Origin of the sequence: Paenisporosarcina sp. TG-14 (assembly GCF_000297555.1) — a bacterium.
Lineage (GTDB): Bacteria > Bacillota > Bacilli > Bacillales_A > Planococcaceae > Paenisporosarcina > Paenisporosarcina antarctica.
The window spans coordinates 1-12,645 of the sequence record NZ_AMGD01000077.1 but is presented as its reverse complement, the minus strand read 5'-3'; the positions used below and the strand labels follow the sequence as shown (position 1 = coordinate 12,645).

Annotated in this window: 10 protein-coding genes and 1 other annotated feature; of the genes, 1 reads left to right on the top strand and 9 read right to left on the bottom strand. The window is 39.4% G+C overall.

Translation table 11 applies throughout. The features are described from left to right. Positions 1 to 229 precede the first annotated feature (229 nt). A complete protein-coding gene (locus tag C406_RS21310; protein ID WP_017381940.1) occupies positions 230 to 352 on the top strand; it encodes a hypothetical protein in 123 nt (40 codons plus the stop codon). 379 nt (positions 353 to 731) lie between these two features. Here the strand turns inward: C406_RS21310 and C406_RS0117390 are convergent, their stop codons facing one another. From C406_RS0117390 to hemA, 9 genes are all read right to left on the bottom strand, one after another. Beyond that, the gene (locus C406_RS0117390; protein ID WP_017381938.1) at positions 732 to 3,377 is read right to left on the bottom strand and encodes a valine--tRNA ligase; all 2,646 of its coding nucleotides are present in this window, start codon (positions 3,375 to 3,377) and stop codon (positions 732 to 734) included. A 125-nt stretch (positions 3,378 to 3,502) separates the two neighbouring features. Then, positions 3,503 to 3,731: a binding site (T-box leader), on the bottom strand. A gap of 278 nt (positions 3,732 to 4,009) precedes the next feature. Next, the gene (locus C406_RS0117380) at positions 4,010 to 4,564 is read right to left on the bottom strand and encodes a hypothetical protein (RefSeq protein ID WP_017381936.1); all 555 of its coding nucleotides are present in this window, start codon (positions 4,562 to 4,564) and stop codon (positions 4,010 to 4,012) included. A 73-nt stretch (positions 4,565 to 4,637) separates the two neighbouring features. Beyond that, complete coding sequence (locus tag C406_RS0117375) at positions 4,638 to 5,693, bottom strand: AbrB family transcriptional regulator (RefSeq protein WP_017381935.1); 1,056 nt, start codon at positions 5,691 to 5,693, stop codon at positions 4,638 to 4,640. Positions 5,694 to 5,753: 60 nt separating this feature from the next. Then, on the bottom strand, positions 5,754 to 7,043 hold the full coding sequence (gene hemL / locus C406_RS0117370; RefSeq protein WP_017381934.1) for a glutamate-1-semialdehyde 2,1-aminomutase: 1,290 nt from the start codon (positions 7,041 to 7,043) through the stop codon (positions 5,754 to 5,756). Further along, entirely contained in the window at positions 7,043 to 8,023 is a 981-nt protein-coding gene (hemB, locus tag C406_RS0117365; protein ID WP_017381933.1) for a porphobilinogen synthase, read from the bottom strand. The genes hemL and hemB overlap by 1 nt, the downstream gene beginning before the upstream one ends. Continuing rightward, entirely contained in the window at positions 8,020 to 8,784 is a 765-nt protein-coding gene (locus C406_RS0117360; RefSeq protein ID WP_017381932.1) for a uroporphyrinogen-III synthase, read from the bottom strand. Before C406_RS0117360 ends, hemB begins: the two co-directional genes overlap by 4 nt. Next, positions 8,777 to 9,706, bottom strand: a complete 930-nt coding sequence (gene hemC / locus C406_RS0117355; RefSeq protein ID WP_026045742.1) for a hydroxymethylbilane synthase — start codon at positions 9,704 to 9,706, stop codon at positions 8,777 to 8,779. The genes C406_RS0117360 and hemC overlap by 8 nt, the downstream gene beginning before the upstream one ends. A 124-nt stretch (positions 9,707 to 9,830) precedes the next feature. Then, complete coding sequence (locus tag C406_RS0117350) at positions 9,831 to 10,661, bottom strand: cytochrome C assembly family protein (RefSeq protein WP_017381930.1); 831 nt, start codon at positions 10,659 to 10,661, stop codon at positions 9,831 to 9,833. A gap of 153 nt (positions 10,662 to 10,814) precedes the next feature. After that, positions 10,815 to 12,203, bottom strand: a complete 1,389-nt coding sequence (hemA, locus tag C406_RS0117345) for a glutamyl-tRNA reductase (RefSeq protein WP_017381929.1) — start codon at positions 12,201 to 12,203, stop codon at positions 10,815 to 10,817. Positions 12,204 to 12,645: the final 442 nt, after the last annotated feature.

Here is a 12,645-nt window from a genome sequence, read left to right as displayed (position 1 = left end):
TTTCCGTTCCGAGCGGACGCGTTCCGTGGGGCGTGCGGTGAGCCTCCTCGTCGCGAAAACCGTGCTCTTGCGGGGTCTCACCTGTCACGCTAATCCCACCGGAGTCGCCGCTCTGCACTCCAATCAGCTAAGAGAATATAGGAAACATAAGTTCAGATTGATATAGAAAAAAGTGAGATTCCTTGTAGAATAAAAGTCGACCAAAACCATTATCCAGGAGGGAACTCACTTGTTACATTCTACTAGTATTAAATTATTGCTCGATATTCAAGATCCAAACATTGCAAAGGTTGCGGTGTCAGAAACATTGACTATACGGTTTATAAAAATGGGACTCAATCATCTCAAATGACCTTGTCGATTAAGGATGTAAATCCAACCTATTTATTTAATAAAAGACGTTTCAGATGTAAAGCGTGTAATTATAGTTTCACTGCCAAAACACCTATCTTTCAAAAGCAGCATAATCCTACTTTTAAGCATTTCACTGGATCAGGCAATTTATATAATCTTATCCTATTTTAACGGGCAATTTTAGTTGCTTGGAGTGCAAGATGGCGACTCCAGCGGAAACAGCGCGAGCTGAAGACCCCACAGGAAAGGAATTGTGCACAATTCGTTTGCGACGAGTAACCGCAGGAGCACGTGTTTTTCGCGACGAGGAGGCTGAAGCCGTGCCCGCGGAAAGCGTCCATCTGAAACGGAAAGCAAAGGGATACTCTATTTACATTTTATAAATTTTTCAATTCAGCTAAGCGTCTTTCAACGATTGCGTGTTTTTCTATATAGTCTTGTTGTTTCGCTCGTTCTTCTGCTACCACTGACTCTGGTGCTTTTGAAACGAAGCGTTCGTTTGACAGTTTACCTGTAACGAGTTTAACTTCTTTTGCCCATTTTTCAAGCTCTTTTTGTAAGCGCACAGTTTCAGCTGCAATATCGATTAAGCCTTCTAATGGTAGGAATAGTTCTGCACCTGAGACTACACTCGACATGCATTGACCTGGCGCTTCAATTCCTTGACCTACCACTAATGGCTCTGGGTTACAGAATTTCACTAAGTACATCGCGTTTTCTTCGAGTACTGCTAATGTTTCTGCATCTTTCGCCGAGATATATAGTGGTACTTTTTTGCTCATTGGTGTTTGTACTTTAGCACGAATCGTTCGAACAGAGCGAATGATATCAGAAAGCAACTTCATGCTAGATGCTTTTTTGCTATCTGTTAATGATTCGTTTACAGTCGGCCATGCCGCTATTGTAATTGATTCACCTTCGTGTGGTAGGCTCTGCCAAATTTCTTCAGTAATGAAAGGCATAAATGGATGTAGTAAACGCATGGTGTTGTCTAGTGTATATGCTAAAACTGAACGCGTCATTTTCTTCGCGTCTTCGTCTTCACCATGTAATGGCAGTTTTGCCATCTCGATGTACCAATCACAGAAATCATCCCATATAAAGTTGTAAAGTGTACGTCCTACTTCACCGAACTCATATTTTTCAGCTTGCTTCGTTACTTGATCGATTGTTTCGTTTAAGCGAGTTAGAATCCATGCATCTGCAACAGATTTTTCTCCACTTAAATCGATATCTTCATACTTCATGCCTTCCATGTTCATCATGGCAAAACGTGATGCGTTCCAAATTTTATTGGCAAAGTTCCAAACAGATTCTACCTTTTCAATGGAGAAACGTAAATCTTGCCCTGGTGATGAACCCGTTGATAAGAAGTAACGAAGTGAATCGGCACCGTATTTGTCAATAACGTCCATTGGGTCAATCCCGTTACCTAAAGACTTCGACATTTTGCGTCCGTCTTCAGCGCGCACTAGTCCATGAATTAATACGTCATCAAATGGACGTTTTTCCGTAAATTCGAGTCCTTGGAAAATCATTCGTGATACCCAGAAGAATATAATATCATAACCTGTTACTAATACATCTGTAGGGTAATAGCGTTTGAATTCTTCATTTGATTCGTCTGGCCAACCCATCGTTGAAAACGGCCATAACGCTGATGAAAACCACGTATCTAATACATCTTCATCTTGTTTCCAGTTTTCAATGTCAGCTGGTGCTTCATGACCAACGTAGATTTCATCTGTTTCAATGTGATACCAAGCGGGAATTCGGTGTCCCCACCATAATTGACGTGAAATACACCAGTCGCGAATGTTTTCCATCCAGCGCATATAGGTGTTTTCGAATCGATCTGGTACGAATTGAACTTTGCCATCACCATGTTGAAGGTTAATCGCTTCGTCAGCTAATGGCTGCATTTTAACAAACCATTGTGTTGATAAATACGGTTCTACAACTGCTCCGCTACGCTCAGAGTGACCTACTGAGTGCATATGTTCTTCAATTTTAAATAGTACGCCCGATTCTTGAAGATCCGCTACAATTTGTTTGCGACATTCGAAACGATCCATGCCTTCATACTTTCCAGCTAGACCATTCATCGTACCGTCTTCATTCATCACTAACACGCGCTCTAAGTCATGACGGTTACCGAGTTCAAAGTCATTCGGGTCATGAGCTGGTGTAATTTTAACAGCTCCACTACCAAATGCCATATCGGCATAGTCATCTGCAACGATCTTAATTTGACGACCAATAATCGGTAATGTTAGTGTTTTACCGATTAAATGCATATAACGTTTATCTTCAGGATGAACAGCTACGGCTGTATCGCCAAGCATGGTTTCTGGTCGAGTTGTCGCAATTTCAATATGTCCCGTGCCATCTGTTAGTGGGTAGCGCATATGATAGAAAGCACCCTGTACGTCTTGATGGATTACTTCGATATCCGATAACGCTGTTTTTGTTGCCGGATCCCAGTTGATAATACGTTCACCACGATAAATAAGTCCCTTATTATAAAGTTTAACGAAAACTTCTTTTACTGCGTTGGATAAACCATCATCCAGTGTAAAACGTTCACGTGAGTAATCTAATCCTAAACCAAGTTTTGACCATTGCGTGCGAATATGACCAGCATATTCTTCTTTCCATTTCCACGTTTCTTTAACAAATGTTTCACGACCTAAATCGTAACGTGATATTCCTTCAGAACGAAGTTTTTCTTCTACTTTTGCTTGAGTTGCAATTCCTGCATGGTCCATTCCTGGTAACCATAATGCATCATATCCTTGCATGCGTTTCATACGAATTAATATATCTTGTAACGTCGTGTCCCAAGCATGTCCTAAGTGTAATTTACCAGTTACATTTGGAGGAGGAATTACGATGGTATATGGTTCTTTGCCACTTTCAGGTTGTGCTTCAAAATACTTTCCTTCAAGCCACCATTCATAGCGTCCTTGTTCGATGGACTTAGGATCATATTTCGTAGGTAGCTGCTTTTGTTGTTCAGTCATCATCAGTTCCTCCTTTTTATAGAAAAGCGCAAAGCGCCACTCAAGCTCGACAGACCTACACCAGAACAAAGGTATAGTTAATACGTTTTATATCTTACCCATACGAAAAAACTCCAATCGTCACATAAAAGGACGAAGGAGTTGTTCGCGGTACCACCTTTATTCGCAGATGACAAAATCATCATCACGCTCTCAAAGTTATATAACGGCTTTAAACCGGTTTCTGCTACTTAATTTCGTTCACAGAAACTGCTCATGGGCGACATTCAAACATGTGTTAACGGAAACTTTCACCAGACGTTTCCTCTCTTTTGATAACAACATCATTTTACTCTTCCCAATCTATGCATCAATATTAATTTATTTATCATTTTAGTAAGTACTATTGATGAGTATTGTATCGAATTTTTTATCAAGCCGTCAAGTATTTTTGAAAGGAGAAATTTTAATGAGAAGAGGATATAACCCCTACCTGCTTCCCCCTTGGCTTCGAAAGACTCGTTTTTATTGTAAAAACATCATTCTACCTATTACAGTTTTCGAATTAATTCGCACCATTTTCCTTCCAACTACATTTGACTTTTTGCTTTTATGCCTGTTAATTTCCATTCTTTTTTTGTTTCACAAAGATATTATTTAACTTTAAATACAGAATACTCATCCTTTAAACCGCGCAAGAAAAACGGCAAAGCAATATCTTCTTTAATCACTAGGCTTTCCTCAGAAGTAGAATTTTCACTTGATGAACTACTACTTTCTACTGATGAGGATTCTGGTGGTGGGGGAAGTTCATATGAGCACATTACATCCCATTCAACTTTTAACGTGTGGTCATCTGTAACGGAAGCATGCACATCTGATAAATGAATTTCAGGCTTTACGTCTCCATGTACATAAGTAGGTGGTAATTCTACAAATAATGGTACTGCATATTCAAAATAACCGTTTTCTCCACTAACATCTAAATCTTCAATCGAAATCCATTCTGATGTTCCGTGATGTTGACATTCACCTGGTTGAAATGCGACGTTCGCCGCAATATGGTAAATGCCATGTAAACTGCTTACTCCGTTTAGCTGTTGAAATTCTACTTGCGGTTTAACATCTATTCGTGAAGCACTACTAGGCACCCCAAAACTTTCCGGGAAATAAAATACTTCTTGAAGCTTCCAATTTACATGATTCAATTCTTGTCCTCCTTCACAATGCTATGTGAAAGATTTTATGCGAGAGAACGAGCTATTATGATTTTAGTACAAGTTATTTCAGCCATTTTTTCAATGCGTACGTTAATATGGGACCCGCTATTAACAAAATAAAGAAAATCCGGAATAAATGAAAACTTGTGACTGTCGATAGGTCCGCCCCAGTTTCTAGAGCAGTGATGGACATTTCAGCAATACCACCAGGTGCCGCACTTATAAAGAAATCTAAAAACGTGTTAATTGGATGAATGGCCGTTAAAACGTAAGCGAAGCCAACGCAAAATGCAATTAAAACTAAATTTGATAGCACAATCGCACTAAACATGCGGACAGATAATTTATCTCGTACTTTTTCGAGCTGAAGGCCTAAATGTGAACCGACAAATATTTGAGAAAGAATTAACACCAGTAATGGAACTTCTACAACAGGATGATCGGTGATGAATTGCACAATGGCCATCGCTATAATAGGTGCCATGAGTTCAGGAAGAGGAAAATGATTTTTTTTCATCCCAATGAAAAGAGCTATTCCTACTACGACGACAATAATAAAATGAGTCATATTAAAAGATGATAAGACATCAAGTGAACCATCATTAAAATGTGAGCCTTTTGGAATCCATGCAGTTAAAAATGGGACAATCGTAACAACTACGAATATACGAAAGGTTTGCATTAACATGACGACAGTCGAATTTGCCGATTTCACTTCTTCACTAAGAAGCACCATTTGCGATAAGCCTCCAGGTAGTGAACCTAATACACTTGTAGCAACTGTTTCCCCTGACATTTTCATGAATACATAACTTAGGAGAAGTGCCACAGTCACTACAGAGAATGTTAATAAAGCCATTAAAGGTAGGTCAACCCACATAAGTTCAATTGCTTTTTTGGTAAAAGATGAGCCGATTTGAATGCCTAAGAATATTAAGCCCATTTGACGGAGTATTTTTGGCCAATGAAATTCTAACTTTGTATATTGTCTTAATAACAGTAATGAAATCATGGGTCCGAGTAACCATGGTAAAAAAATACCGATGGAATGTAACACGAATCCACTTGTAGCTGCTATTAAAAATGTTCGTAAAACAATCCAATTTTTGTGCAACATGCCCCACCTCTTCCAATGCAAAAAGTCCTGCTACTCTTAATGAGTAACAGGACGTGTGTTTTAAGCTAATTGAGCAAACACTTTATGGAATGCTTGGACAGTTTTTGCAATATCTTCAGATGTATGAGCTGCAGATAAGAACATGCCCTCAAATTGTGAAGGTGGCAAGAAAATGCCTTCTTCAGCCATCAAGCGATAATATTTTGCGAACAACTTAAGATCAGACGTTTTAGCAATATCAAAGTTAGTCACTTTTTCATTTGTAAAGAAGAATCCAATCATAGACCCTGCACGATTTACTGTGTGAGGAATGTGATACTTAGATGCCGCATCACGGAATCCCGCTTCTAGTTGATCAGCTAGTCTATTGAAGTGATCATACGTCTCTGGTGTTAAACGTGACAATGTTTCAATTCCAGCTGTCATCGCAAGTGGATTACCTGAAAGTGTACCCGCTTGATAAATCGGACCACTTGGAGCGATTTGAGACATGATTTCAAGTTTCCCTCCGTAAGCACCAACTGGAAGTCCTCCTCCAATTACTTTACCTAGACACGTCATATCCGGTGTAACATTGAAATGGCCCTGTGCACAGTTGTAACCAACACGGAAACCAGTCATTACTTCATCAAATATTAGAACGGTTCCGTTCTCCGTAGACAATTCACGAAGTGCTTCTAAGAAGCCAGGTTGTGGGCCAACAACTCCCATATTCCCTGCCACTGGTTCAACGATTACTGCCGCTAGGTCATCACCGTAAAGTTTAAACGCAGCACGCACACTCTCTACATCGTTGTAAGGTACCGTAATGGTGTTTTTCGCAACACCTTCAGGAACGCCAGGGCTATCTGGCAAACCTAACGTAGCGACCCCTGAACCCGCTTTTATCAATAAGCTATCCCCATGCCCATGGTAGCAACCTTCAAATTTCAATATTTTATCTCGCCCTGTGAAGCCACGAGCCGCACGCAGTGCACTCATAGTTGCTTCAGTCCCTGACGATACCATACGTACCATTTCAATTGAAGGCACACGTTCCATTACAAGTTTCGCTAAGTCATTTTCAACAAGCGTTGGCGCACCAAAGGTCGTACCTGTCTCAGCTACTCTTTGAATAGCAGCTACAACGTCTGGATGAGAGTGACCTAAAATCAAAGGACCCCAAGATAACACGTAATCGATGTATTCATTGCCATCAACGTCAGTAATCGTAGCCCCTTTACCACTTGCCATGAAGATAGGATCCATATCAACTGATTTAAATGCACGAACCGGGCTATTCACTCCACCTGGCATTAGTTTGACCGCTTCACTAAATGCTTGTTTTGATTTTTCGTAAGAACGTTCCATTATTTCGCCCCCAACCAACGTGCCACGTCTTTTGCGTGATACGTCATGATTAAATCTGCTCCAGCACGTTTCATGCTCGTTAATGTTTCCAGTACGATTTTTTCCTCATCTACCCAGCCGTTTTGAGCTGCCGCTTTTACCATGGCATATTCTCCGCTTACATTGTAAGCAACAATAGGTACATCAAAGTTATTTTTCACGTCACGCACAATATCTAAATAAGACAATGCAGGTTTTACAATTAGGAAATCCGCGCCTTCTTCGACGTCAGATGTTGCTTCACGCATCGCTTCATTGCGGTTGGCATAATCCATTTGATACGTTTTACGATCACCAAATTGCGGTGCGCTGTTTGCGGCTTCACGGAATGGACCATAGTATGCAGATGAGTATTTAACCGCATACGACATAATTGGAAGATGCGAAAACCCAGCTTCGTCTAATCCGTAACGAATTGCTGCGACAAATCCATCCATCATATTCGATGGGGCAATAATATCCGCACCAGCTTTTGCTTGCGCTATAGCTGTTCGTGCTAATATATCTAGTGTTGGATCATTTAGTACTTGTCCATTCTCAATAACTCCACAATGTCCATGGTCTGTATATTCACATAAGCAGGTGTCCGCAATAACGATTAATTCAGGATGACGATTTTTCGCAAAACGGATCGCTTCTTGAATGATGCCATGATCGTGATACGCTTGTGTACCTTCAGCGTCTTTTTCAAGAGGAATTCCGAATAAAATAATAGAAGGGATTCCCAGTGACACCACTTCGTCGAGTTCCGCTCCTAAGTGATCGAGAGAAAATTGGAACACACCTGGCATTGAAGAGATGGGATGTTTAATATTCTCACCTTCAGCAACGAATAGTGGATAAATTAAATCGTCTGTATGTAATCTAGTTTCGCGAACCATTGCGCGTAAAGTTTCGCTGCCTCTTAAGCGGCGATGTCTGTTAAATTGAAGTTCTTTCATTTCTGAGAATCATCCTTCCAATTAGCAATTTCTTGAACGAGTGCAAGCCATGTATATGTGCTCGATTGTGCATGAACTGTCGCCCCATGGCTTTTTAAAGCGTCCGCTGTGACATGACCAATCGCGGCTATATTGATTTGATCCCAACCCGTATACGGAGCGATATCGCGTGCAAATATATGTACTGATGATGGACTCGCAAATGCCACAAAGACATTAGGATATTGTGCAATGTAGGCTGATAATTCTTTTGCATTATTGATGTCAGGAAGTGTTTCATACACCGTCCATTCATCTACTAGTTGAGATAAGCCTTGTTTGATTGTTGCTTTTGCGAGAGAACCCCTTAAAAACAAACAGCATTGCTCGGGACTAGAGACTTGTTTAAACTGTTCAACGAATTCGTCTGCACTATATGTAGTTGGTATAAATGTTACATGTAATCCTATTTTTTCTAATGCATGCGCTGTTCTACTACCAACCGCAGCGACTTTGAATTTGAAATTAGCAATGACAACTCCATACCTCGCCAGTTTTTGTTCGAAAGCAATCACTGCATTTTGACTTGTGAAAATCAGCCAATCATACGAGTTGAGACTATTCATAAAAAGATTATCTTGATGAGATACTTCTGCTGTTTTTATGAGAGGAAAAGCTTCCACTTTGCCTCCCAGCCTCTCTACTTCAAGAAAGGCCTCTGGTGACTTTGGATGACCTGTAAAGACAATCGTTTGTCCTTGCAAATCACCTTTTTTAGACATTCAAATCGGCTCTAACTTGTTGTATTAAATCGTAAGCACCTTGCTCGCTTAATATTTTCGCCACTTCTTTACCTGCTGTTATTGGTTCTACATTTGTTGATGTTTGTTTAAATACTTGTTCTGCATCAAGAGAAATGACGAGTCCAGTAAATTCTACTTGTCCCTTTTCGATTGTTGCATAACCAGCGATTGGAACTTGGCATCCACCATCCATTGCATGTAAAAATGCACGTTCTGCATGAACAGCGTTCCAAGTATCTTCATGTGTTAATTTACTCATTTCAGCTAACAATTCTTTGTCATCTGCACGACACTCAATTGCTAAAGCACCTTGTCCAACAGCAGGTAAACACTCTTCCGGTGATAAGTATTCTGTTACCACATCGTCACTCCACCCTAGACGTTTAAGGCCCGCTGCAGCTAAAATGATGGCATCGAATTCGTCCGTTTCAAGTTTCGCTAATCGCGTATCAACATTACCACGGATCCAGTTAATTTCAAGATCAGGACGCAGTAACAAAAGCTGAGCCGAGCGGCGTAGACTACTTGTTCCAACGATTGATCCTATTGGTAGGTCCATAAATTTCACATGATTTGTTGAAATGAATGCGTCACGTGGATCTTCACGCGGAGGAATACATCCAATAACAAGGCCTTGTGGTAATTCTGACGGCATGTCCTTCATACTGTGAACAGCAAAATCAATTTCTTTGTCGTATAGAGCTTGTTCAATTTCTTTTACAAACAAACCTTTGCCTCCAACTTTTGAAAGTTGTACGTCAACGATTTTATCTCCTTTTGTAACAATCTCTTTTACTTCAAACTCAAACGGCGCCCCCGCTTGTTTCATTTGTTCAATAAACCAATTCGTTTGCGTTAATGCTAATTTACTTCTTCTAGAACCTACAATAATTTTTCTCACAGTCATCAACCTTCCTTGTATGAAGTTCAAAAAGTCGCTCGGAGCCAACCTACGTTGATCACTCAGGTGTTGCCACATTGTGTGGCATTCTTAACCGATGCTCCTTTTTGAACAGTTATTAATGTTAATACCAAAAATGAAATTCAGATAAGCTACTTCCTAAAAAGAAATTAACCAATACTAACAGGAAAGCGTAGACATGTCCCCATGCATACCCCGTTCCTTGTAGCGTGCCTTTTTTGCGTCGATAAAATAAATAGCCGTATACAAATAATAAAATAAATGAACCAATTATTTTCACATCACTGAGAGAAAATTCATTGAGAGATACATACGCCCATTGCAAACCAAGAATCAAACTAACAAGTAGGAACGGAATTCCTGTGAGGATTGATACCGTCATGCCTTTCTCAGTTTGATCAAGAGAAGGCAATTCACTAAATTGTTTCGTCCATTTCTTTTTCTTTAATAAACGATACAAAATATGATACAACGTCGAAAAAACAAATGATAACGAGAAAGCAACATACGATAGAATCGCAAACGTTACATGAATAAATAGCAACTCTGAAACCAGTGTTTCTCCAACGGGTGAGCGTTCAATTTGTACGGGTGAAAATGTATGAATCGTCATAAAAATAAAGCCAATCACATTCAAGAAAAATACGGATATCATTACGCGATATGTATGGTGAAGTACAATGGATAATGTGATCAATAACCACGCATAAAAATAAATTCCTTCAAACAACGTCAATATCGGAAATCGCTTTGTTTCGACGATATATAGGATTAAAAACACCGTTTGCAATAGCCATACCGTACTAAGTATCCAAAATGCTATGCGGTGGGCTTTGAAATCTTTATCTAAATAATCTATGAAGTAAAATACAAGACTGATTGCGTAGAGAATTACCATACCTTCATGCAGCCTTGTCATGGTCAAATCCGCCACTAGCTTACCCCTTTTCGCTTCAAACCTGAAAATGTCCTTTCACAATAAATTGTTCGCAAACACTGACTTTAGTAGCAACTTAGCTAAACATAAAAAAAGCGTTTTCGCATGTATAGTTTACCATACAGTGACGAAAACGCATTCTAACTTGAACTAATATGAATAGATTGGATTAACTTTAACTTCTTGTGTTGATTTCCCTCCAACTTGAGTAACTTCCACAACATCTTCTTGTTGTTTAGTAACCAACAGTTGTCTTGCTTTTTCATGTTGGACCTCTTCTTCAATTCCAAATATTTGTTGGAATAATTGGAGTTGTTCATGAGATTTAGGAGAAGCAGCAAGTTCTTTCGCTTGTAATATCGGCTCTTTTAACAATTGATTAATAATTGATTTAGTATGCTTGTTCAAAATTTTACGTTCACGGTCCGTTAGTTCAGGCATTTTATTTTCAATGCTTACCATCGTATCCGCTTGAATTTGTGACGCCTTTTGGCGAAGTGCTGAAATCACCGGTACCACACCTAATGTACCAAGCCAGTCTTTAAATTGGACAAGTTCTTGCTCTATCATAATCATGATTTCATTAGCAGCTTTTTGTCGTTCTGCTAAGTTGGCATCAACAATACCTTGTAAATCATCAATATCATATAAGAACATATTTGGAAGTTCTGCAATACGTGGATCTAAATCACGTGGTACAGCGATATCGACCATAAATAACGGTTTACCTTTGCGTAATCGTTCAACATATTGCATTAATTCTAAGTCAATCACAAAATCAGTTGAACCTGTTGAACTTATTAGAATATCTGCTTCTAGTAAAGCACATTGAAGTTCTTGCATTGATTTAGCTTGACCATCAAATTGTTCAGCGAGTAACTGAGCTTTTTCCAATGTACGATTGATAACTGTGATTTTGCCTGCTCCATTTCCATGAAGGTTTTTAATGGCAAGCTCACCCATTTTCCCAGCACCTAAAATGACTACATGCTTTTGTTTAAGAGAACCAAAGATTTTCTTTCCAAGTTCAACAGCTGCATAGGAAACCGAAACTGCATTCTCGGCAATAGCCGTTTCAGCATGCGCTCGTTTAGCAAATGTTACAGATTGTTTAAACAATTGATTAAACACTGTTCCTGTTGTACCGCGTTCCTGACCTTCTAAGAAACTTTTACGTACTTGTCCAAGAATCTGAGTTTCTCCAAGTACCATTGAATCAATCCCCGCAGTTACACGGAATAAATGATCGACCGCCCCATCACTTTCATAAATAAATAAGTAAGATGAAAACGATTCAATCGGTAATTTGAACCAATTGGCTAGAAATTGTTTAATATAATAACGTCCAGTATGTAACTGATCGACAACTGCATAGACTTCGGTCCGGTTACATGTTGAGACAATTACGTTTTCTAATATGCTTTTTTGCTCCTGCAGTGCTCGCATCGCCTTCGGCAAATCGGATTCTACGAAGGACAGTCGTTCGCGAATCTCTACCGGCGCTGTACGATAATTAACACCCACTACGATGGTATGCATGGCTTCATAACACCTCTCACGTTGTATATTCATGTCTTTCATTATACCATAACCATTATGAAAACAAGGTTTTAATTGTGAACAAGCTATGAAATCAATACTAAACCTTAAGTTACTTTATAATAATTATAATGTAAGTTTAACAAATTGATGAGATTGTCACAATTGTTTTGATTATAGGTGGAATTGCCTGGAAATGTCGTGACTAGTAAATAGATTAGACTTTTATCTTGCTTGTAGTTTTGGTTATTCCTGTTCATGTGTGTTTATTCCTGATGGCGAACACTTTATTCCTGTTCACATGATGTTTATTCCTGTTCGAACTAGTTTTAATCCTGTTCACGCTCGATTTATTCCCTTTAACCCATATTCCTCCTAATAAACATCGATCTGAGAAAAACCGGGCAAAGCGCGTCCGATCCTTTTAAGAAGAGTAACCATA

Coding starts and splice junctions, on each gene's coding strand:
- C406_RS0117390 (WP_017381938.1), bottom strand. CDS start 3,377: ATGACTGAACAACAAAAGCAGCTACCTACGAAATATGATCCTAAGTCC.
- C406_RS0117375 (WP_017381935.1), bottom strand. CDS start 5,693: ATGTTGCACAAAAATTGGATTGTTTTACGAACATTTTTAATAGCAGCT.
- hemL (WP_017381934.1), bottom strand. CDS start 7,043: ATGGAACGTTCTTACGAAAAATCAAAACAAGCATTTAGTGAAGCGGTC.
- hemB (WP_017381933.1), bottom strand. CDS start 8,023: ATGAAAGAACTTCAATTTAACAGACATCGCCGCTTAAGAGGCAGCGAA.
- C406_RS0117360 (WP_017381932.1), bottom strand. CDS start 8,784: ATGTCTAAAAAAGGTGATTTGCAAGGACAAACGATTGTCTTTACAGGT.
- hemA (WP_017381929.1), bottom strand. CDS start 12,203: ATGCATACCATCGTAGTGGGTGTTAATTATCGTACAGCGCCGGTAGAG.